Source organism: Nostoc sp. DedQUE09 (assembly GCF_034530915.1).
Lineage (GTDB): Bacteria > Cyanobacteriota > Cyanobacteriia > Cyanobacteriales > Nostocaceae > Nostoc.
In genome coordinates, this window is sequence record NZ_JAVRCE010000022.1 from 25,483 (window position 1) to 48,638 (window position 23,156).

Genomic DNA, 23,156 nt, shown 5'->3' on the forward strand with positions numbered 1-23,156 from the left:
TTTTGTTCACCAAGCCATAAGGCACAGATTTTCCCCCTATTCCCCTTGTACATTATTTGGGGATTAAGTGTGGGATTCAGTGAAGCGATCGCAATTTTGTACGATCAAAAATAGTAAACTACTTTTCGCTATCAGTGTTTCACTTTAGAAAATGCCCGATAGCTTACCGCTCTTTCACTGACCGTTAACACAAGAATGGCATGACAGACCCAATGATTTTATCAGGCCCTGCAAATGACATCGACTCCCTCCGACAACCGTTAATCGCTGGGTCTGAAAAAGTCCAACAACAGATAATCCCACAGTTAGCTGAGTTGGGTAATGAGGGATTAGACATGTTGATGGAATTTTTACTGAAACGACGTGAAAACCCAGCGACTTGGATTGATGGCAAAGCTTACCAAGTCCTTTACAGTTCTGATGCACCTCAAGCCAAAGAATTTTTGCGCTCCTGTTTTCCTGAAGGAATTGTACCTCTAAAATCAGAGTGCGGGATTAATTACAATTCTTTGCAACAGCTACTAGCTGTTCAAGACTTCCAAGCAGCCGATCGCGTCACCATCGAAAAAATGTGTGAACTATCAGGGCCAACGGCTGTACAACGAAAATGGTTGTACTTTACTGAGGTAGAAAATACCTCAGCTGTTGACTTGCAAACCATTAACAACCTCTGGTTAGTCCACTCCGAAGGTAAATTTGGTTTTTCAGTGCAGCGAGAAATCTGGTTAAGTTTGGGTAAAAACTGGGAGAATTTCTGGCCGAAAATTGGCTGGAAAGAAGGTAATAACTGGACGCGATATCCTAACGGGTTTACCTGGGATTTGAGTGCGCCTAGAGGTCACTTACCCCTCTCAAATCAACTTCGGGGAGTACGAGTCTTTGCTTCTTTACTCTCTCACCCAGCTTGGACACAGTTATGAGTTAGAAGTTATTAGTTATGAGTTGAAGAGGTTTTTAATTTAAAACTCAAAACTCAAAACTTAAAATTCCTAACTCCTAACTCCTAACTATTAACTTTAATCAAATTAATGGCAAACGTTCGTCTAGAAGATATTAAGCGTAGATTCAATAATGTCACCGCTATTGAGGATATTACCTTTGAAATTCCTGATGGCGAGTTTTGGGTTTTAGTTGGGCCATCGGGTTGTGGTAAATCTACAATTTTGCGAACGATCGCTGGTTTAGAAACCGCTACATCTGGCAAACTTTTTATTGGCGATCGCTTGGTGAATAATATCCCAGCCAGACAACGGGATGTAGCAATGGTGTTCCAAAACTACGCTCTCTATCCTCACATGAGTGTGGCGGAAAACATCGGCTTTGGGTTGCAAATGCGAAAGGTTGACCGGAAAATTATTCAAGAACGAGTGATGAATGTGGCGCGATCGCTTTCTCTCGATCACCTGCTAGATCGTAAACCCAAACAACTTTCCGGGGGACAGCAACAAAGGGTAGCATTAGGAAGAGCGATCGCTCGTGAACCCCAAGTGTTTTTACTTGATGAACCTTTATCTAATTTAGATGCCCAATTGCGCGATGATACAAGGGCAGAATTGAAACAGCTACATCAAGAATTAGGGATTACAACAATTTACGTCACTCATGATCAAGTCGAAGCAATGACTCTGGCTGATAAAATTGTTGTGCTAAATCGTGGGAGGATTCAACAAATTGGCGATCCCCAAACTATTTATGCAAGTCCTGCTAATCAGATGGTGGCAACTTTTTTAGGCAGTCCACCAATGAATATTTTGCCTGCAATCTATGAAAATAACAGTTTTGATGTGAGTGGGCAGTTATTAGCAATTCCAGCAGACGTAAAAGGAAAATTACAGTTACGTCAGGGATACAGTTATGATTTGGGGATTCGTCCAGAGCATATAAAAATAAACACTGACTTAGAACCGTCTGAACGCCACCCTATCGCTAACAGTACTCAAAACTCAGCATTATTATCAGTTGAAGTGAAAGTTGTAGAACCTTTGGGAAGGGAAACTTTGATTCGTGCTGGTTTACCTGGTTCGGCGATGGTGTTGAATATTCAGGAAAGCGGTGATGTGCGTCTTCGTCCAGGCGATCGCCTTTATCTACAACTCGATTTAAATCAGTTATTTGTATTTGATCCCAAAACTGGGGATAGAATCTTATAAAGAGTTTCTTAAACTACCAGAAATAATCGCTAATTTCCAATTTTTTGTAGCCAGAATCTAAGAAAATAAAACTGCAATAGAGACTTAATGGATTAGCTGCAAAAACTTATATGACTATTAATCGACGCCATTTCTTGTTTTTACTGACAGCAGGTGCGGGTGCTTTTGCATTAGATGCTTGTGCATCGGCAGAGAAACTTCCTCAAGAAAACACTGCAACTTCCGCCACAACACCAAATAGAACACCAAATACAACAGGGGCTATCCAATTACCGCCTCTACCTTACGCCTATGAAGCACTGGAACCACACATCGATGCCAAAACGATGCAATTTCACCACGACAAACACCACGCAACTTATGTGAAAAACTTGAATGCAGCCTTAGAGAAACATCCAGAACTCAAAGGTAAAACTGTTGAAGAACTGTTGCAAAAAATTGACAATGTACCACAAGATATTCGTAGAACGGTACGCAATAATGGCGGTGGTCATGTGAACCATTCAATGTTCTGGCAAATTATGAAGCCCAAAGGTGGGGGAGAACCCACAGGAAATATCGCCTCTGCAATTAATCAAAGTTTTGGCTCTTTTGCAGCTTTTAAAAAACAGTTTAACGAAGCTGGTGCTAGTCGTTTTGGTAGTGGTTGGGTTTGGCTAGTACGTAATAAAGGTGGCAAGTTAGAAGTGACAACTACAGCTAATCAAGATAGTCCCTTAAGTGCAGGTAAATATCCCATCCTCGGTAATGATGTATGGGAACATGCATATTATCTCAATTACCAAAATCGCCGTGCTGATTATTTAGATGCTTGGTGGAACGTGGTTAATTGGGATGAGATTAACAAGCGGTTTGCAGCAGCAAGTAAATTTGCCTGAAACCAGACAGAAATTTAGAGTTATAGGTGCTTAAAAACTGGCAACAGAATATTGTTTCTGTTGCCAGTTTTTCGATGTGATAATTTAATCACTATTCATCTTTTGAAAATAATTTACTTTAAATCGCAAAACTGATTTTGCAGTCTGGCGACCGAGTAATAATACTTCAATACGGTTCGGATAAGCATTTTGAACTCAGAATTACCTTTGGGGAAAAGGTTAAAGGTTAAGGGTCAAAGGTTTTTCTTCCCCTTTCTCCTTTAACCGAACCGTATTGAATGATACTTGGTATATTTTTGGGAATTAGAGCTAATACTTTGTCTTTCTTCTCGCACTTGCGGTTCAAAGAGGCTTTTGAGTCGGTACACCTACAGCACGAGGAAAATTAGCTGGAGTGGTGGCTACCTTACGCAAATACACACAGTGGCGGATGCTGTGACTCAGGGGTGTTGTAAATTTTTCGATTGACTCAATGACACCACCCAAGTGCTTCACAGCATTCTTTAAAACAATTGTTTCATCCTCTGTCCAATTACCACGGTAAATTATAGCTAAACCTCCCTGTTTGAGCAGTGGTAGGGTATATTCTGCACAGACAGAGACTGCCCCGACAGCACGGATCAATGCAATATCATAAGCTAGTCGATGTTGAGGGTGCTGACCGATTTCTTCAGCCCTACCAACAAGAGTTTTGGCATTGGTAAGGGCAAGTTCAGTTAATATATTGTCGAGAAAAGTAATTTTTTTCCGAGTGGAATCGAGAAGAGTAATTGTGCAATTAGGTACAGTAATTGCCACTGGAATGCCTGGAAAACCTGCACCTGTACCAATATCGATGATAGTAGGGGAAGCAGGAGAGAAATTTGCTGATAACAGGGGTGCAATTCCTCGCAGAGAGTCCCAGAGATGTTTTTCCCAAAACTCTTGGGAGTCAACGATCCGAGTTAAATTTAGTTGGCGATTACCTTCTAGGATTAACTCATAAAGCTTTTGAAATTGCGGTTGCTGTTGGACAGTTGGTTGCCAATTAAGAGTTTGCTGCCAGATTTCTGCCATTTCAGGCAATAAGTTTGTCATTTGTCATTTGTCATTTGTCATTTGTCATGGGGGATGGTTATTCTCTTTGTCTCCTTGTCCCCCTGCTCTCCTCTCACACCGTTGGTAGAGGTTCTTTAACTTTGGATTCTAGTGACTTTGGGTCTACTGATTCTAGTTCGCCGTGGTTGAGTGTCCAGCAACGATCTGCGATCGCTAACAGATCCCCAGCGTCGTGTGTCACAATTAACAATGTCCAATCTTGTTTGAGTTTCGCTAATAAATTTACTAGTTGCCGACGCATTGACCAATCTAAACCAGCTGTGGGTTCATCCAATAACAGTAAATTTGGCTGGCGAATTAATTGGACTGCCAAAGCTAAACGTCGTTGCTGACCACCACTCAAAGCATGGGGAGCAGCAGAAAGTGATAAATGCTCTAATCCCACCTCACTTAGGGACTGTCTGACTCTTTCTGACCCTAACTCAGGATGTCCTAAACGCAATTCTTCTAAAATCGAACCACCACAAAAGTGTCGCTCTGGAAACTGAAATACCAACCCGGCTAATTGTTGTAGCTGTTCGGCTATAAGTTCTTGTTCCCGCCAGAAGAGAGCGCCAGTAGTGGGTTCGGCTAGTCCCGACAAAATTTCTAGTAAGGTACTTTTACCCGAACCACTCGGGCCAATAATCAGACCTAGCTGCTGTGGTGCTAATTCTAAATTGATCGATTTGAGAATTGCTGTTGGGCACGCTGTGGGATGATAATTTACATTTCGGAGATAAAGCATTTGTTAAGATTACCAAAAAGTCAGCAAATTACTGATTAGCTACACTGAGAGTGTCTGGAAAATTCTGGAAAAAATTTATAGCGCATTACCTGGATTAACACCTTACAGCTATTTTCAGGTAAATAGACCACACGTTAGGGGCGCAAGGCCTTGCGCCCCTACGACAGGTATGGTTCAAATACATGAAAACTGCTGTAATTTAACAGCAAGAATTATCCACTTTTTCTCCATTGTGGCAGACTAAGCCTGAAATAATGGCTAGAGCAAGCCTGGAAACATGGAAAGATTACCAATATATAAAAAAATTTTGGTTGAAGCAAAGGCAAGTCGAAATTAACCATTTTTGCATTCTAAGTAACACATACAACTATTTCAACCGCAATTATTCTGAGGTTAAAATGACTAAAAGTTTTTCTTCGCCTCGATTAGTAGTGTCTGCTCAACTCACTACCTTTGCTCAGGCTGCTTTTGCAGCTGCGATCGCCTTTGGCGTTGCCCCTTGGGCAATCGCACTTAATGTCTGGGTAAATCCCTCTTTGGCTGGCGATCCGTTTCGCAATAACAAACCTCATCAAATTGGCGACCAAACAGAAGCAGCTTTTAAAGCGATTTTCCAACAAGGCAACTATCCAGCAGCAGATCGTTATCTGGAACAAGCACTATCCAAAGAGCCAAATGAACCTTTAGCTTATGCTATGAAAGCATCTTTAGCATACGGAAATAAGGATTGGGCTAAACTAAGTACCTACAGTCAAAAAACTCTAGAAACAGGACAAAAACTGATTCCTAGCGATCCATTGCGTGGGAATTTATACACTGCTGTTGGTCATTTTTTAGAAGGTGCAGTAGTTATTACCAGTGAAGGTACAGTCAACGGTGTACCCCAAGCCTTGGGTCGGCTGCGACAAGTTTATGAATATTTAGACAAAGCCGAAGCAATTTCCGCCAACGATCCAGAACTGAATTTAATCAAGGGTTATATGGATTTATTACTGGCGGTTAATTTGCCTTTTGCTAGCCCAGATCAGGCAATTGGACGGTTAGAAGAAAATGCTGCTCCTCAATATCTAGTAGATCGGGGTATTGCTCTTGCCTACCGAGATTTAAAACGGTATCCACAGGCACTAGAGTATGTCAACCGAGCGATTAAAACCACATCAGATAATCCAGAAATTTATTATCTCAAAGCCCAAATCCTTAAACAACTGGGGCAAAAAGAAAAAAGCCAGCAGATAATCCAGGAAGCGATCGCTAATTTTGACAAAGCATTGACTAAAAAATCCCAGCTCCCAGGCGATTTAGTCAAACAAATTGAACGTGAACGCAGCAGTGCTGTTAGCCTGAAGAATCCTTAGTCCCCATTCCCCATTCCCCACTCCCTACTTTGATATGCTTATTTGCAGAACAGTAATTGAGATACTAGACCAAAATGGAGATTCAGTTCCGCGAAATTAATCCTTTTGATGTGTGGATTTGGCTGAAATTTAGCACAAATCCTTCGGCGCGTGAAAAGCAGTATGTAGAAGAAGTTTTCAATTCCTGGTTTTATCTGGGTAAATTGGGTGCATTTAATGCAGAGAATCTTCAGGTGCAAGACACAGGACTCGATATCAGCTACATGAATTATGATCAGCAAGGGTATGACAAAAGCCTATTAGCATTGATGCACAACATTGGTGAGTTTGAATATGAGGGTCAGTGGGGACGTTGTTGGTTTGACTTAGGAACTAGTGATGCGATCGCTCTGGATATTTTAATCAACGCCCTCACCCAGCTAAGTCAGGAATATGTCACTATTGAAGAATTGTATATCGGTGGCGAAAATCCAGATTGGCCTATTGAGGGTAGCGAAAGCCGTCCTCAATCTATTTACGATAATTAGTTACCAAAATGAATAAAGCAGGCGAAATTCGGGTAATAACCTTGGGGCTAATTCGGAATGGCGATCGCATATTTCTTTCTGAAGGTTACGACCCCGTAAAACAAGAAACATTTTATCGTGCTTTAGGCGGTGGTGTTGATTTTGGTGAAACCAGCCACGCCGCCTTAAAGCGGGAATTTCAAGAGGAAATTCAGGCAGAATTAACGAATATTAAATATTTAGGTTGTATAGAGAACCTGTTTACATTTAATGGTAGGCAAGGTCATGAAATTATTCAGCTTTATCAATGCGACTTTGCTGATTCCAAATTTTATCAACTGGAAAGTTTAGTTTTTTCCGAATCACCACATCATAAACATAGAGCGTTATGGATAGATATCTCTCGCTTGAAATCTGGGGAATTCAGATTAGTACCTGAAGTATTTTTTGAATATTTATAAATCATCTAGAAATCGCACTCAACAAAGATACAATATACTGGTTGAGACTAACGCCTTCCAGTTCAGAAGTCTCAGCTAAACGTCGATGTAAAGATTTCGGCATCCGCAGTAGTAGTTTACCGCTATAGCTATCATTACTACTTGGTAAGGGAATATTATCGTCGGCTTCATAAGCTGTCTCAATCCATAATTCCCGCGCTTCATTGAGATTTGCCATTGTCTCTTCAAGGGTTTCGCCTTGGGTAATACATCCAAGTAAATCTTTAATTTGAGCTACATATCCTTCCTCTGGATCGGGGTAAAGTGTTATGGGGTACTGAAGATTTAAATAATATTCTAAGGACGGCTTCTCAATCTCCTGGTTCTTCTGGTTCAGTGTCTTCATAAATCCACTCTTCTAAATTTAATAGTTCAACTATTTGCTGTACGCGATCGCACTGTGTCACTACAACTGAGAAAGCAACTTGTTATACTCTGCATATGAACCAAGCCAAAACCAAATAACGGTATCTCCATCTAACTGTCCAACCGCTCGATAATTTTTGCTAATCCGTGCTGAATAAATTGGTAGTTCTGTTGAACTTTTTTGAAGCGTAAGCTTGGATGGCTCGGATCTTGTTTGAAAAGACGGTATGCCTCACGGGTTTGCTCTTGAACTTGCTCAGGTAGATCAGCAAACCCTTGACGAAACTGAGCGGTTATACGTGACTTCACAATGTATCTGGATCTAACTCTTGGGTTTTACCTGCACGGTATTCAGCCATTGCCTCGGCTGCAAGTTTAGCAAGTATGTCTGGAGAACGGGCAAAAGCTTCATCCCAACGGCGTTCATCTTCTAGTTCTGCCAAAATCATTGCCGCGATGCCTGCGGCGGGCTACGCCTACGCATCTTGTTCATTGGCAGGCAAATTTTTGAGTTTGGCGATCGCTTGTTCAAGTAGCTCTGTCATAGCTGTTAATCTTTACGAGAGTCATACTATAAATTATCTCTGCTTGCAGTCTGTCGGGGTTTTTAGGGTGCGATCGCTAATATCTTGCGGTAACTGGGTGAGGTGAATTTCTCCATCCTGATAAATGCCTTCGACAGTTTTTATCATGAGTTGAAGTTGGGTTGATATTTCCTTTAATTTTACTAACTAGACTCAAAGGGCTGGGTATGAAATTCTTGCCTGCTCATGCCTCAATCATCTTTATAAACTTCTCTACGATGCCCTACTCTGACAACAGTTACGACTAGTACATCATCATCAATATGATACAAAATACGATAATCGCCTACTCTAATGCGATAACGATTTTCACCATTTTTTAATTTACCTACACCATCAGGGCGAGGTTCAATAGCTAATTGTTGAATTTTGCTCTCTAGCCTTTCTTGAATATCTACGGGTAATTTTTTGAGTTGTTTAGATGCACTTTTGGAAATTTCTACTCGGTAGCTCATGCAGTTTTTTGCTGGTGTTCTGACCAAGTTAAAGTGCCATTTTCTGCGATATCTTTTAATCCATCTTCAAAGTCTCTTTCGTCAGACTCGTCTTCCTGTTTACGGATTTTCAACAGTGATAAAATCTCTTGCAATGTATCGTCATAAGCCAGTTCTATTTGTTCATTAATAGCCTTGATTAACGCTTGCCTTTTAGTTGTAGTTTCCATGTTTCCACTCTTTTCAATTGCTCGTGATTGTCTATACTTTGAACACTTATTTTACTTTAAACTACTTCTCAGTAAGTTGGAGATATGTTTTCACTTGATGACTAATCTTTTTCTCCCAATCAAACAACAGCTGCCTCTGGAATCGCACCCTGCATTCTCCCAAAAGCATCAATCAAATTCTGCAATTGTTGATCTGCTTTAAAAACTCCTAAGCCGCGCACCGTGACTTTCCCAGGAGAATACACAAACCGCGTCTTCAGATTGTCTGGTAAATTCGCCGCCAATAAATTCCAAGCGGGTTCTTCCATCGGCGTTTCTAAAACGACGTGCTGCTTGTTTTCTGGTTTAATCCGGCTAAATCCAATTTTTTTCGCTAGCTGTTTGAGTTCCATGACTCGCAAAAGTTGATTTGCAGGGACTGGTAAAGTACCATAGCGATCACTCCACTCGGCTGCAATCTGTTTTAATTCTGATTTAGATTTAGCTGTAGCCACCGCCCGGTATGCACTCATCTTTTGATCCAAATCGGTGATATAATCTGCTGGGATAAACGCCGTCAGGTTGAGGTCAATCTGAGTATCTTCCACTTGCGGAATTTCTTGTCCTCGGATTTCCCGAATTGCTTCTTCTAGCATTTCCATGTATAAATCAAAACCGATGGCATCCATTTGACCGGATTGTTCTGCACCTAACAAGTTACCCACGCCTCTGATTTCCATATCACGCATTGCTAGCTGATACCCAGAACCTAGCTGAGTAAATTCCTGAATCGCTCGTAAACGTTGTCGAGCCGCATCAGATAACGCCCGTTGCTTGGGATAAAATAACCAAGCATGAGCTTGGATACCTGCACGTCCCACACGACCGCGTAATTGATACAACTGTGCTAATCCAAATCGATGAGCATCTTCAATCAAAATGGTGTTGACTCGTGGAATATCTAAGCCAGATTCAATAATTGTCGTACAAACCAGGATATCTGCGTCGCCATTACTGAAAGTGAGCATGGTTGATTCTAACTCGCTTTCATCCATTTGACCGTGAGCGATCGCAAACCTAGCTCCCGGTATCACTTCTCGTAAATTGGCTGTTGTCTCTTCAATTCCATCCACCCGTGGAACTACATAAAATACCTGCCCACCTCTGTCTAATTCTTGACGAATAGCAGTGCGGATACTTTCGGAATTTATTGGTGATAGATGGGTTTTAATTGGTCGTCTGGTTGGGGGTGGTGTGGTAATCAAACTCATTTCCCGAATTCCCGACAAAGACATATACAAAGTTCGGGGAATGGGTGTGGCGGAGAGGGTAAGCACGTCCACTTGAGTTTTCAAGCTTTTAATTTTCTCTTTCTGATTCACCCCAAATCGCTGTTCCTCATCTACTACCAAAAGTCCTAAATCCCGGAATGTCACGCCTTTACCTAAAAGTTGGTGTGTACCAACTACTACATCTAATTCACCCGTTGCCAATCGCTTTTGAATATCGCGGCGTTCTTCAGCAGAACGAAAGCGGTTGAGCAAACCGACATTTACCGGGTAAGGTGCAAAACGTTCTTTGAGTGTATGGTAATGCTGCTGTGTTAAAATAGTCGTTGGCGCAAGGAGTGCCACTTGTTTACCGGCGGTGACTGCTTTAAAAACAGCACGAATCGCCACTTCCGTCTTCCCGAAACCGACATCGCCACAAACTAAGCGATCCATTGGGCGATCGCTTTCCATGTCGCGTTTTACATCTTGTACCGCTTTGAGTTGATCCGTTGTGGGTTGATAGGGGAAAGAATCTTCTAATTCTTCCTGCCAAGGCATATCACTTGGAAAGCTAAAACCTTGTTGTTGCGATCGGGCTGCATACAGTTTCAACAAGTCCACCGCCAATTTTTTGATCGCTTTGCGGACTTTATTCTTGGTATTTTCCCAAGCTTTACCAGTCATCCTGTTGAGTTCCGGTGCTTTATCACCTGCGGCACGGAACCGGGATAAAGCACCTACTTGATCGGCTGCGACTCTTAATAACCCATCAGCATACTGCACTACCAAATAATCACGAGTTTCGTTATTAATCGTCAAACTTTCCAGCTTGACAAATTTACCAACACCATGATTTCTGTGAACTACATAATCACCTGGACGTAGCTTATTAGGATCGACTTGTTTAGAAGTAGCTTTGTGACGCTTGCGGATATAGCCGGGAGTCGCCAAAGAATGCTGCCCAAAAAATTCCCGATCTGTAACGATTACTATTCGGTACGTAGGCAAGATAAAACCTTCTAATTCCGCAAGACCAGAATATTTTAGGGCTATGGGAGTATGGTTGATTTGCAGCTTATCTATTGCTTGGTAGTCGCGGGGATTGGGGATAAACTGAGCCGGACAATCATGTTCTTGCAACAGTGAGACAGAACGCGAAGGTTGAGCAGAAAGCAGCCAGATTGAGAAATTGCGATCGCGTTCTTGGCGGATGGTTTCAGCTAGTTTAGCAAATTGGTGCGGTGTGACTGGAACAGGACGGCTGGCAAGATTGATCCCACTATTTTCCTCTGAGAGTTCTGATAAATATAATGTTTTAAATTTGGCAACATCAGCCAAACACTCATCAAACGACCGATGAATTTTCGGCAATCTTAGGGGAGTAGATTCTTCCCCATGCGCTATTCCCCATTGTTCTTGGGCATTTTCTACCCAGCGATCGCTATGAGCATGACACTGTTCTGGCTCATCAATGGCAATCAAGGTATTTTCTGCTAAGTAGTTTAGCAGAGATGCTGGTTGCTCGAATGCTAACCCCAAAAAGCGACGACTACCTTCAATCAGTGATGAGTTTTGAGTGCTGTTAGCAGTAGCGGGGCGTTCAGCCCGTGCTGAGTCAGAATTTAACTCAGCACTCAGCACTCGGAACTCAGCACTATTTTTCAGTGCAGCCATCACGATGGGAGTAAAGCTTGTGGGGGTAAGAATTAACTGGTCAACTTTATCGAGGGCGGAACGTTGGGTTGCTGGGTCAAATTCTCGCATTTGCTCGATTTCATCACCAAACCATTCCAACCGGACTGGAAATTCTGAGGAAACCGGGAACACATCAACAATATCGCCCCGCCGACTCCATTGCCCCTCCATTTCCACTAAAGGAACTCTTTCATACCCCAAAGTAGTTATTTTTTCACTGAAACTATTCAGGTCTAATTCCATCCCTTTTTTTAGGGTAAGACAGAATTGTCCAAAAGCTTCTGGTGGTGTTAAATGAGGTTGCAACGCCCCTTGAGTAGCCACAATCGCTAAATTTGTCCTTTGTCCTACCCTGCGGGAAGCCGCTGGCGCGTCTATGTCCTTTGTCATTTGTTCTTGGTTCGTTTCTAATGACAACTGACTAATGACCAATGACTCTTGACTCTTGAGCAAATCTGCCAATACCTGCATTTGCCCCCAACTCATCTCAGTTTCCGGGTCAAAAGGTTCGTAGGGAGAAGCCTCGGAGGTGGGGTAAAAATGTACTGTTTGCCATCCCATTGCCTCCAGTTGTGCGTAAACGCGTCCAGCTTCTTCCAGAGTGGCGCAAACCACAAACAAATCCTTGCCCTGAGACTGCGCTAATGCTGAAGCCACTAAAGTCTTGGGTAGCCTGGGAATGCCATTTAACCGCAATTCTTGTTGTCGATTCAGCTTAGAAATAAATTCAGTGGTGAGCGGCGATCGGCCTAAGGCACGCACAATAGAAGAAAATGACATAAGTACTACTAGCGATGGGAGTCTTTGTGGATCAGCAAATCTTGAGGCAGTTTATGTCAACTATTTTAAAAGTGTTAACAGCTTTCTTATTCTTGCGGTAGAAGAATAATGCACAGTGACTAATAAACTTAAGAACTATAACTACTACTTTGTGTATAGTCAAAGTATTTATCGAAGCACCTTTAATACTACATACTAAGGATTGAGCTACGTTTGCTCTGATAAGCGGCAATTTTAAACATGTCCTCCATCACTTTTGAAATTTTAATCATTTTGGTGCTAATTATTGCCAATGGCGTGTTTTCTATGTCTGAGATGGCGATTGTCTCGGCACGGAAAGTAAGGTTACAACAGCTTGCTAATCAAGGGGATGCCAAGGCAATGGCAGCATTGAAATTAGCAGAGTCTCCAAATCATTTCCTGTCAACCGTTCAAGTGGGTATTTCCCTCATCGGTATCCTAACTGGTGCTTTTGGAGGAGCAACAATTGCCAACCGACTGGCAGTCTATGTGCGACTTGTACCCTTTTTAGCACCTTATAGTGAACCGATATCTTTTGGAATAGTTGTTTTGATCATTACCTATTTGTCACTGATTGTTGGCGAATTAGTACCAAAGCGTCTGGCATTAAACAACCCAGAAAGAATTGCATCGACTGTAGCTATTCCAATGCGTGCCTTATCGGCGATCGCTTCGCCAATGGTATATTTATTAAGTGCTTCGACAGATTTGATCTTACGAGTGCTGGGAATTACAGCTTCTACTGAGCCGCAAGTCACCGAAGAAGAAATTAAAATCTTAATTGAGCAAGGCACTGAGGCGGGAACCTTTGAGGAAGCTGAACAGGATATGGTAGAGCGAGTCTTTCGTTTAGGCGATCGCCCTGTCAGCTACTTGATGACACCCCGTCCCGATATCGTTTGGCTAGACTTAGACGACTCTCCCGAAGAAAATCGCCAAAAAATGGTTGATAGTGCTTATTCACGATATCCAGTTTGTCAGGGGGGACTTGACAATGTGCTGGGTGTTATCCCTGTCACCGACTTATTAGCCAGGAGTTTCCGAGGGGAACCACTAGATTTAACGATCGGATTGCGACAGCCCGTATTTGTGCCAGAAAGCACCCGTGGCTTGAAAGTTTTGGAATTGTTCAAGCAAACTATCACTCACATGGCGTTGGTAGTGGATGAATACGGCGTGATTCAAGGATTAGTTACTCTCAACGACATCATGAGTGAAATCGTGGGTGACGTTCCTTCAACGGATGGGCAGGATCAACCACAAGCTGTACAACGCGAAGATGGTTCCTGGCTTTTGGATGGGATGTTGCCTGTAGAGGAGTTTTTGGAACTTTTTGGGATGGAAGAGTGGGAATCTGAGGAACGCGGCAGTTATCAAACATTAGGCGGTTTTGTGATTACCCATTTAGGTCGTATTCCTGCCGCAGCAGATCATTTTGAATGGCAAAGTATGCGAATTGAAGTGATGGATATGGATGGTAATCGCGTTGATAAGGTGCTAGTCGTACCGAAGGCCGTTAAATCAGCAGATACGAAAAAAGCTGATTAGGATTGGGCATAGTAGTTCCGAGTTCCGAGTTCTGAGTAAATATAAGTGAGATTTCCCACTCAGCACTCAGCACTCATGACTCATCACTCCTAAAGGGCATTGGGCATTGATAATTATTGTTTACTATTTCCCATACGCCATAATAGCCAATGCCCTATTTATGCAATTTATCAAGTGCGAGATAGACGTTTTACTTCTTCACCCGCCAACAAATGATGAGCTTGTGCCAAAAGTTGGGGGATTTTATCGGCGTAGGGATGACGAGCGAGACATTGCCGCAAGTCTAATTCATCTAGCCGGTCAGCTTTGTTGCCGGGGAACCAGTGGCCGCCATTGCCAAGCAGGTTGTAGCGCATTTTAGCGTAGTCTACTAGGTTGTAAGCGATCGCTAAATTACGCAGCCACAAAATCACCCGAATATTTACCTCACCAGGGGTTTCGTCAAAGGTTGGTAGATTTGTTTCCCAGGATTTTACCCAATCTTCTCCCAAAGTAGCGATCGCTTCTGATTCCAATCTTGCTAAAATTGGCGGCAAAATTTCTGATGCTCGATCTAGTAATTCTAAAGTCTTCAGGTGTTCGTCAAAATCTTGTGGTTTTGCTGCTCCCAAACTCAGGGTATGTACCTCTTGATGGCTCAAACAAAACAAATCATTAAACACCATTGGACTCAAGGGAGCGCAAAGATTTACTAATTTTTGGGGAGGCTCATACAACAAACCTCCTTTATTAGATGGACTAATAATAAATACCCCCATATCGTGGCGTTTAGCTGCTTCGATTGCTGCCCAATTCCATTGATTAATGTAGTACCAGTGCAGGTTCACGTAATCAAATTGATTGGTATTAATTGTCTGCACAATCATATCTGTCGAGCCGTGTGTGGAAAAGCCAATAAATCTAACTTTTCCCTCTGCTCGCAACTGCTGCGCTACTTCCAAACAGCCGCCGGGACGGATGCTGTCATCTAACGACTCAGGATGATTGATACCGTGCAACCCTAAAAGGTCAACATAATCTAGTTGGAGATTTTTCAAGGATTGTTCAAATGTCTCCCGAAATTCTTTCGCATCTGCCTTTGGATTGACTTTTGTCTGAACAATCAACTTTTCGCGGGGAAACTTGGGTAATATTCTCCCCAATTGCATTTCAGAAGTGCCATAACCACGGGCAGTTTCAATATGATTAATTCCAACTTCGACTGCCTTTCTAATAGTCGCTTCCAGATTCGCCTGGTTATCAGCAGGAATTTCATGATTGGGAACATCCTCCCATTTGAACTGATATCTCATGCCACCGCAGGAAAACACTGGCATCTGTAATTCTGTGCGCCCAAATCTTCTATATAGCATCAGTGGATTGTGGATTGCTTGCCAACTTAAAATCTAACAACGATCGTCATTCCAGCTATTAGTGCCACAATCATTCCCTCTGTTCAATCTGTGACACTAGCAATATTCATCGCATTCTTAAATCGGTCAGGTCTTTTGGTTATTGGATTTTTACCAATATTCCAGTTCCACAGAATAATTATCTCACTCTAGTTACCACTAGCAAGCATTTTTCTATTATTATTTCAAGTTTAGACCATGAAATGGCAAAACAACCCAGCAGTCCTGAGTTGTGCGAAGGTGAACTAACGGAAAAGTTCAAATTAATTTTTTGCAATCTGAGATTGCGCCTGAGTTAAGCAATTTCTCAATTTTTCAGCTAATACTTGTACATGGGGTTCTTTAAGTATGTCAAGGTGAGATCCGGGAAGGTAATGAATATCTAATCCTCCAACTACTACCTCGTCCCAGCCGAATTGAGGAGCGTATTCTGTGCCTATAGCTTCGTCCCGATTTTCATCCTCTGTCCGCAAAAGAACAGCTCGACCAAGGTAAGGTGAAAAAATATAGTCACTAAGGGCTTGAGTGTTAGTATCTATAATTTTTAAATGCTTGTCAGTTTCAGGTACATGAAGTACGTCTTCCAAGTAACGGTTATATGTATTTTGCAGTTCTCGCTTACGCCAATAACTCCATCTCACAACCTTTTTCCAAACGTAGTTAGGCCCTTGTTGAACAATATTATTTAAATGCAAAAAAACTCGCTTCAGAAATGGCGCTTGCCAGCTATAACCTAGACGACAACTATCAAGCATAACTAAAATGCCAATTTGTTCGCCTTGCTCATGGAGTTGCCGAGCCATCTCGAAGGCAACTGTACCCCCAAAGGAATAACCTCCGAGAAAATAAGGGCCATGAGGTTGAAGGGTTTGAATTTCTTGAATGTAGTGCGCTGCCATATCTTCAATGCGGGTATGGAGAGGGTGTTTTTCATCTAGCCCTCGTGGTTGCAATCCGTAAAATGGTTGTTCTGTCCCCAGATGCAATGCCAATTCACGGAAACATAAGACTTCTCCACCCAGCCCGTGAATACAGAAAAAAGGTGGCTTGGAGCCGTTGGGTTGAATTTCTACTAGGGATGACCAGCTAGATTTTGACTGATTTAAGGTATTTACTAAAACCGAGTTTGTTGTTAAATCTTCTTCTTGACAGATTATTTTGGCTAGAGCTTCTACAGTCCCTGACTGGAAAAGAATAGCAAGAGGCAGGTTTTTATTAAATGTCTTTTCAATTTGCCAAAACAGTTTTACTGCTAGGATAGAATGTCCTCCTAGCTCGAAGAAATTATCTCTAACACCAATCGGCTGGACACCTAAAATTTGTTCCCAAATCTGGGTTAATTGACGTTCTACTTCATTGCGGGGAGCAACAAAGCTGGCTTCTGGCTCTTGCCTCGATAAGTCTGGTGCTGGTAGAGCGCGGCGGTCTACCTTGCCGTTGGGAGTTAAGGGCATGGTGTCCAGCACGACAAAAGCCGAAGGTACCATGTACTGTGGCAATTTTGTCGAGAGGAAGCTACGGATATCAGTAATTGCAATTGCTGAGTCTTGATTCGGTATAATGTAAGCCACCAAACGTCGATCGCCAAGAACATCTTCACGGGCAATCACTACAGTCTGGAGTACATCTGGGTGTTGGGCTAACACCGTTTCAATTTCCCCTGGCTCAATGCGTATCCCCCGGATTTTGACTTGATGATCTCGGCGACCGAGAATTTCTAGAGAGCCATCTGGACGATAGCATCCGCGATCGCCTGTATAATAAAGCCAATCCTGGCGATCGTTCCGAAAAGGATTCTTGACAAACCGAGAACGGTTTTCTTGCTGGGTATTGATGTAGCCTAAACTGCGGAATGGAGTTCGGATTACAATCTCGCCCGGTTCACCGATACCGCACGGCTGGTGATTTGATGTGAAAACCAGTGCTTGAGTTTGCGGCAGCGGTAATCCTACTGGCTGTACACCAGGGCTACACTCAATAGGTACTCGGTAATAACATTTCGCCAAGGTTGTCTCTGTCGGGCCATAGAGATTAACAATTTCACCTGATTCAGGAAAAGCATCCCGCCAGCGAACTACAAGGGTTTCTTTCAGAGGTTCTCCAGCCAAGAATAACCAGCGTAAGTTACATAAAGAAACTCCTGACGGCACATTCGTTAACCATAATTGCGCCAGCGAAGGAACTGTATGCAGTACAGAAATTTGCTCATTTTCCAAATAACGCAGAATTCTCGTTGGTTCTAAGTTATCCTCTTCTTCTGGCAAGCATAGGGTTGCACCACTAGTTAAAGGTAAGAAAATATCTCTAAGAACGACATCAAAAGAAAGACCAGTTAATTGAGCAACGCGGTCTTGCTGATTAATTTCAAAAGTCTGTCGCTGCCAGTTCAGAAAATGCGCCAACCCTTTATGACAGCCCAGCACCCCTTTCGGTACACCAGTAGTGCCGGAAGTAAAGAAAATATAAGCTGCATCGTCGGCAGCGATTTCAGGTAAATTTACCGCTTCAATGCTCTTTTGAGAATTTATCGCTTTTCCTGTGTCTGGGTTGACACAGATGCTAGTTAAAGACTCCCATATCTTTTCGTCTTTTGGATGCTGACCATCAATATATAATATGTATCTAGCTTTAGCTTCTTGTAACATCAGCCGCTGGCGTTGGCTAGGAAGTTTTGGATCGAGGGTGAGTAGCACACCACCACTCACGAGTACGCCTAGCATACTGGCAATTAGCCCAAAGCTGCGTGTACCATATACGGCTACGACATCTCCCCGCTCTACTCCATGAGATAACAAAACCTGTGCTAAGGTTTGAGCGATTTTGCCCAATTCCCCATAATTCCAAGTGCGAATTCCTTGACGAAGTGATGAATGTTCTGGGGTACGGTTTACCCAAGAGGTAAACATTGTTGTCGTCAATTCATACTGTGGTTCTGGTAAAACCGCCCTTGGTTCTGGCAGCAAAAGTTGCGCTTTTGGTGTCACCAGAGAATATAAACTAATTTTCCTCTCTGGAGCAGCAACAATTTGATTTAGCAAGTGATGGAATTGATGAAGCATTTCCATCATCCGCTCGGAAGTAAACAGAGCGGTGTTGTAAACTAAATCAAGTTGGATTCCTTGATTTTGTTCTGTAACGTAAAGGGTTAAGTCAAACTTAGAAGCTGTTTCCAGGATCGAGACTGGTTCGATAGCCACTCCAGGTAGTTCCAGTTGGATATCCCTTAAGTTGAGCATATTAAACCACACTTGAAACAGTGGGTTACGACTGGTATCTCGCTCTGGTTGCAGTTCTTCTACCAGTTTCTCAAAGGGCATATCTTGATGGGCATAAGCAGCTAATGCCATCTGGCGAACTCGATTTAGCACTGAACGAAAACTGGGGTTGTCGGCAAAATCAGTCCGTAAAACAACAGTGTTAATAAAAAATCCAATTAACTCTTCAATCTCAGAACGGTTACGTCCGGCAATGGGAGAACCGATAAGAATGTCTTCTTGCCCAGTATAGCGGTGCAGTATTGTCCCAAAAGCTGCCAACAATGTCATGAATAGAGTGACACCCTCCTGATGCGAGAGTTCTGTGAGTGATGCACTCAAAGTCTGCGGTAGCATCAGAGATTCGGCTGCTCCTTGGTAAGTTTGCACTGGTGGTCGTGGTCGGTCGGTGGGCAATTCCAGTACAGTATTAGCACCTGCTAATTGGGTTTTCCAATAGTTAATTTGACTGGAAAGCACCTCACCTGATAGCCATTGGTGCTGCCACACAGCAAAATCGGCATACTGAATGGGCAATTTTGCTAATGGAGAAGGCTTACTACTCAAAAAGGCTTCATAAAGCGCTATTAACTGCTGCCAGAGAATACCAATTGACCAACCATCTGAAGCGATGTGATGCATCATTAACAAGAGTATATGCTCCTGTTCGTCTACCTGGAGCAAAGTAGCACGCAGCATCAAGTCAGATTCTAAGTTAAAGGGGCGTTGCACCTCTTGGTTAAGGAGAAATTCTACTTGGTCTTTTGTTACCTTAATAATTTTGAGTTCCACTGGCCGAGGCGTGCCAATTACTTGTATGGGGCTACCATCAGGTGATGTAATAAAGTTGGTTCGCAATGCCTCATGATGGACAACGATCGCATCTAGTGACTTTTGCAATACACCCACATTTAACTTGCCCGTTAAGCGCTGTGCATTCGAGACAATATATGCTGCGCTGTTAGGTTCCAACTGCTCCAAAAACCAGACTCGCTGTTGGGCAAAGGATAAAGGGGCTGACTTGCGGTTTGCTATTTGAGGAATGGTCTGATTTTGGGGATCGTTTTCTGGAGTTTGGTTTTGAGCGTTCCCGCTTCGGGTTGCCGTAGGCATCGCTTGAGCTAAAGTAGCGATCGTGGGATTCTCAAATAATAGTTGCAACGGTATTTCTATTTGAAAAGCTTGGCGAACTCTCGACATCACTTGAGTAGCCAGCAGTGAATGGCCTCCCAATTCAAAAAAATTGTCGTGGATGCCTACTTGCTCCAAACACAAAACTTTTGCCCAAATGCCAGCTAAGACTATTTCTATCGAATTCTGAGGTGGAACAAAGTTAGTTGACAGCTTAATATCAGATGTATCCGGTGCAGGTAAGGTGCGGCGGTCTATTTTACCGTTGGGATTTAATGGTAGGGTGTCCAAAAATACAAAGAAAGCAGGCACCATGTATTCTGGCAACCGAGCTTCCAAAAAGCGACGCAATTCAGCCTGACTAGGAATTTGCTCTGGACTGGCAACAATATATGCCACGAGTCGCTTGTCTCCAGGCACATCCTCTCTGGCTATGACTAAAGTCTGCGTCAGTGCCGGATGTTGAGCTAGTATGGCTTCAATTTCTCCTAATTCAATTCGGAAGCCACGTATTTTAACTTGGTGGTCAATCCGACCAAGGAACTCAATATTACCATCGCTCAAATAACGTGCTAAGTCCCCAGTTTTGTAAAGTCGTGCCCCAGGTTCAGAGCTAAAGGGGTTAAAAATAAACTTTTCTGTGGTCAATTCTGGACGGTTAAGATAGCCTCGCGCTAGACCAATACCGCCAATGTGCAGTTCACCTGATTCACCAACAGGCACTGGCTGCAAATTGTCATCGAGGATGTGAATCTCTGCATTGGTAATCGGACGACCAATAGGTGCTATAGCATAATTAGTACCGCGCTGGCAACTCCAGAAAGTAGTATCAATGGAAGCTTCTGTCGGGCCATAGCAATTATGTAAAACATTGTCCAAATTCAGTTGAGCAAAGAAGCGTTCTATAAGTTCCCCAGGTAAAGCTTCACCACCGCAGGTAATGTGTCTGATGAATCGGCAATTCTCAATTCCCCTTTCTTCCAATAAGACACGCAGTATGGAAGGTACTAAAGCCAGGACGGTGATTTGCTGCTCAGTAATTACCTTCACAAGGTAAGCAGTGTCTTGATGTCCACCAGGCCGAGCTATGAACAATTGCCCCCCAAAGCACAATGGCCAGAATATCTGCCACACTGAGGGATCGAAGCTAAAAGAAATAGTCAGTAAAACTTTGTCTGCGTGAGTTAATCCAAAAGTTGTTTGCTTCCAGTGGAGTTGATTGCAGATACCACGGTGAGGGATCATTACACCCTTGGGCTGTCCTGTAGAACCAGATGTGTAGATTATGTAGATGAGGTTATCAGCCGTAGTTTGATTTACAGGATTTTCTTGACTGTTTTGAATATTCCCTTGCCAGTCTAAGTCCAGACAAACCACTTGTGCCTGATGTGGTGGTAAGTTCTTGACTAATTTTTCTTGGGTTAACAATACTGGTGTCTGGGTGTCTTCCAAAATAAAGGCTAAACGTTCTGAGGGATATGCTGGATCTAAAGGCACATAAGCGCCTCCAGCTTTGAGAATGCCTAGTAGTCCTACAATCATCTCTAAGGAGCGCTCTAGGCATATACCTACAAGTACTTCCGGCCCAACGCCTAAAGCACGGAGGTGGTGCGCTAGTTGATTCGCCCGCTGGTTTAACTGTTGATAAGTAAGTTGTGTATTTTCACATACTACAGCAATTGCTTGGGGCGATCGCTCTACTTGCATCTCAAACATTTGATGAATGCACAGATCCTGATGATGAACTACTTGGGTGTCATTCAATTTTTGTAACACTTGAGTGCCGATGATGTTAGTTAAGGTATTTAAGGTAATATTTTGCTTATATTCTGATGTTTGACTATTTATCTGCATTTTCTATATTAAGGCCAGTGGGCATAAAATAATTAAATATGAGAACGCAAATCATTAAAGGTTTATGACTAAAAAAAGATGTGAGCAAATACAGCCCCCAATCTATAAAAAATGAGCAGAATACTATTAATTCTCACATAACCAACATATAGCAGTTTTGAATTATACACGCTAACAGCACACAGGTATGTTGTGCGTCCCTACTAATTGTTTTGACTCCAAGCAATTGCAAACTGCTATAATACTTACTAAACTCAAAAGTTGCTATTTAGCTTTTAACTATTACCAGTAACTTCATTTCAGCATTGAGAAGAGGTTGATGATAATTTTTTTGATATCTGGTACAGGTTTTGCATCTACAATAACTTTGTAGATTTTTGCATAGCAGTTGCTCGATAAATTATCAATAATTCTTGTTTTAAACGCAGTAAGACTATAGGTTCTAGCAAAGCCTTCATATACACCCCATCCAGCCAAGCTTGCAGTATTGTCAAAAATTGTGATTGCTTTGTCAACATTGGACTTCTGAATCCGTTTATTATTCCAGATTTCTACATATTCGTTAGTTAGAAGTAGTGGGGGACAAGTTTACTGCCCACTGTCAATAAATTTAATGCCTCTTTGATATCCAAAACGTCTTGAAAATGCTTAAAAGGATGATAGTAGCTAATTTAATCTAAGGATTTATCCGGGAGAAGGATCTCATCAATAGAATCACCAATCTACTTAATTCCATCTAGAATTTTTCCGTCCAATAAAGAGTCTTGACAGTAAGCAGTCAATTTAAATTCTGAAACTGTCATTAAAGCTTTTATATATTATTCAGCTTTTTCACCATCACCAACATCTAATATTTCATCACCTTCTTTCAACTCTAATTAGAGTCATTGTCGTCAAGTATTCAAGTGGCTTGGAGTGGATGTAACCAAGCTAATTATATATGACCAATACATCTGAATTTAAAAATGCCTATAATCTTTTCCAGAAAAATATAAATTAATAGTTTATTTCTATATTGTGCTTTTTTATTTTCGAATCATTTTTTGAGCGTAATACTTTTATTTAGATGTAAATTTGTCAGTAGACGCCACTTGTTATTGTTTAGAATTGCCCAAAATATCTTCTATTATATCTAATTTACTAGTCACCATACTTTCACCCCGTGTTTTATTGATTGAAATGAAACTCTTAATTGCGATTGAATCCAAAAGATCAAATTTCTGTTTTACCAAATAAACACAAACACTTACACACAATTATAAAATTACATTATCCTATCGCAGGAAAATATACTGAATGAAAAATAGGTTTTACAAAATCTTCATTTTGTATTTAATTATATAAAATTAATGTAAAGTCGTAATATTATTTTTTTGAAGAATTTAGATGAACTTTATAAGATAA

General features: G+C 42.1%; 17 protein-coding genes and 1 pseudogene. 7 read left to right on the forward strand and 11 right to left on the reverse strand.

The window, feature by feature from the left end:
* Positions 1-200: 200 nt before the first annotated feature.
* From RMY27_RS15885 to RMY27_RS15895, 3 genes are all read left to right on the forward strand, one after another.
* On the forward strand, positions 201-920 hold the full coding sequence (locus RMY27_RS15885) for a GUN4 domain-containing protein (protein ID WP_322664750.1): 720 nt from the start codon (positions 201-203) through the stop codon (positions 918-920).
* A 108-nt stretch (positions 921-1,028) separates the two neighbouring features.
* Positions 1,029-2,150, forward strand: a complete 1,122-nt coding sequence (locus RMY27_RS15890; RefSeq protein ID WP_322664751.1) for an ABC transporter ATP-binding protein — start codon at positions 1,029-1,031, stop codon at positions 2,148-2,150.
* Positions 2,151-2,260: 110 nt separating this feature from the next.
* On the forward strand, positions 2,261-3,028 hold the full coding sequence (locus tag RMY27_RS15895; protein ID WP_322664752.1) for a superoxide dismutase: 768 nt from the start codon (positions 2,261-2,263) through the stop codon (positions 3,026-3,028).
* Between the two features lie 342 nt (positions 3,029-3,370).
* Here RMY27_RS15895 and rsmG read toward each other — a convergent pair whose 3' ends face one another.
* Positions 3,371-4,105 (reverse strand): 16S rRNA (guanine(527)-N(7))-methyltransferase RsmG, encoded by a 735-nt coding sequence (gene rsmG, locus RMY27_RS15900; RefSeq protein ID WP_322664753.1) that lies wholly within the window; start codon positions 4,103-4,105, stop codon positions 3,371-3,373.
* A gap of 73 nt (positions 4,106-4,178) precedes the next feature.
* Positions 4,179-4,853: an energy-coupling factor ABC transporter ATP-binding protein gene (locus RMY27_RS15905; RefSeq protein WP_322664755.1), complete on the reverse strand. Its 675-nt coding sequence runs from the start codon at positions 4,851-4,853 to the stop codon at positions 4,179-4,181.
* 398 nt (positions 4,854-5,251) lie between these two features.
* Here RMY27_RS15905 and RMY27_RS15910 point away from each other — a divergent pair, with 398 nt between their 5' ends.
* The 3 genes from RMY27_RS15910 to RMY27_RS15920 all read left to right on the forward strand — a co-directional run bounded on the left by RMY27_RS15910 (position 5,252) and on the right by RMY27_RS15920 (position 7,175).
* Complete coding sequence (locus tag RMY27_RS15910; protein WP_322664757.1) at positions 5,252-6,208, forward strand: Sll0314/Alr1548 family TPR repeat-containing protein; 957 nt, start codon at positions 5,252-5,254, stop codon at positions 6,206-6,208.
* A gap of 74 nt (positions 6,209-6,282) precedes the next feature.
* Entirely contained in the window at positions 6,283-6,735 is a 453-nt protein-coding gene (locus tag RMY27_RS15915) for a DUF3531 family protein (RefSeq protein WP_109007653.1), read from the forward strand.
* An 8-nt stretch (positions 6,736-6,743) separates the two neighbouring features.
* Complete coding sequence (locus RMY27_RS15920; RefSeq protein ID WP_322664759.1) at positions 6,744-7,175, forward strand: NUDIX hydrolase; 432 nt, start codon at positions 6,744-6,746, stop codon at positions 7,173-7,175.
* Position 7,176: 1 nt separating this feature from the next.
* On the opposite strand, the gene RMY27_RS15925 is transcribed toward RMY27_RS15920, so the two are convergent.
* The 6 genes and pseudogenes from RMY27_RS15925 to mfd all read right to left on the reverse strand — a co-directional run bounded on the left by RMY27_RS15925 (position 7,177) and on the right by mfd (position 12,553).
* Positions 7,177-7,560, reverse strand: a complete 384-nt coding sequence (locus RMY27_RS15925; RefSeq protein ID WP_322664762.1) for a type II toxin-antitoxin system HicB family antitoxin — start codon at positions 7,558-7,560, stop codon at positions 7,177-7,179.
* A 131-nt stretch (positions 7,561-7,691) separates the two neighbouring features.
* The gene (locus RMY27_RS15930; protein ID WP_416212347.1) at positions 7,692-7,889 is read right to left on the reverse strand and encodes a hypothetical protein; all 198 of its coding nucleotides are present in this window, start codon (positions 7,887-7,889) and stop codon (positions 7,692-7,694) included.
* Positions 7,886-8,125 (reverse strand): annotated as a pseudogene (locus RMY27_RS15935) (hypothetical protein). The gene RMY27_RS15930 and the pseudogene RMY27_RS15935 overlap by 4 nt, the downstream one beginning before the upstream one ends.
* Positions 8,126-8,355: 230 nt before the next feature.
* The gene (locus RMY27_RS15940) at positions 8,356-8,619 is read right to left on the reverse strand and encodes a type II toxin-antitoxin system RelE/ParE family toxin (protein ID WP_322664764.1); all 264 of its coding nucleotides are present in this window, start codon (positions 8,617-8,619) and stop codon (positions 8,356-8,358) included.
* On the reverse strand, positions 8,616-8,828 hold the full coding sequence (locus RMY27_RS15945) for a hypothetical protein (protein WP_322664766.1): 213 nt from the start codon (positions 8,826-8,828) through the stop codon (positions 8,616-8,618). The genes RMY27_RS15940 and RMY27_RS15945 overlap by 4 nt, the downstream gene beginning before the upstream one ends.
* 119 nt (positions 8,829-8,947) lie before the next feature.
* A complete protein-coding gene (mfd, locus tag RMY27_RS15950) occupies positions 8,948-12,553 on the reverse strand; it encodes a transcription-repair coupling factor (protein WP_322664768.1) in 3,606 nt (1,201 codons plus the stop codon).
* A 240-nt stretch (positions 12,554-12,793) separates the two neighbouring features.
* On the opposite strand from mfd, the gene RMY27_RS15955 reads away from it, so the two are divergent.
* Positions 12,794-14,122: a hemolysin family protein gene (locus RMY27_RS15955; RefSeq protein WP_322664770.1), complete on the forward strand. Its 1,329-nt coding sequence runs from the start codon at positions 12,794-12,796 to the stop codon at positions 14,120-14,122.
* Between the two features lie 170 nt (positions 14,123-14,292).
* Here the strand turns inward: RMY27_RS15955 and RMY27_RS15960 are convergent, their stop codons facing one another.
* The 3 genes from RMY27_RS15960 to RMY27_RS15970 all read right to left on the reverse strand — a co-directional run bounded on the left by RMY27_RS15960 (position 14,293) and on the right by RMY27_RS15970 (position 22,270).
* Positions 14,293-15,474, reverse strand: coding sequence for an aldo/keto reductase (locus RMY27_RS15960; RefSeq protein ID WP_322664772.1), 1,182 nt, complete (start codon positions 15,472-15,474; stop codon positions 14,293-14,295).
* A 302-nt stretch (positions 15,475-15,776) separates the two neighbouring features.
* Complete coding sequence (locus RMY27_RS15965; protein WP_322664774.1) at positions 15,777-21,752, reverse strand: non-ribosomal peptide synthetase; 5,976 nt, start codon at positions 21,750-21,752, stop codon at positions 15,777-15,779.
* Positions 21,753-22,108: 356 nt separating this feature from the next.
* Positions 22,109-22,270 carry a hypothetical protein gene (locus RMY27_RS15970; RefSeq protein ID WP_322664776.1) on the reverse strand — a complete coding sequence of 54 codons (162 nt, stop codon included), beginning with the start codon at positions 22,268-22,270 and terminating at the stop codon, positions 22,109-22,111.
* Between the last annotated feature and the right edge of the window lie 886 nt (positions 22,271-23,156).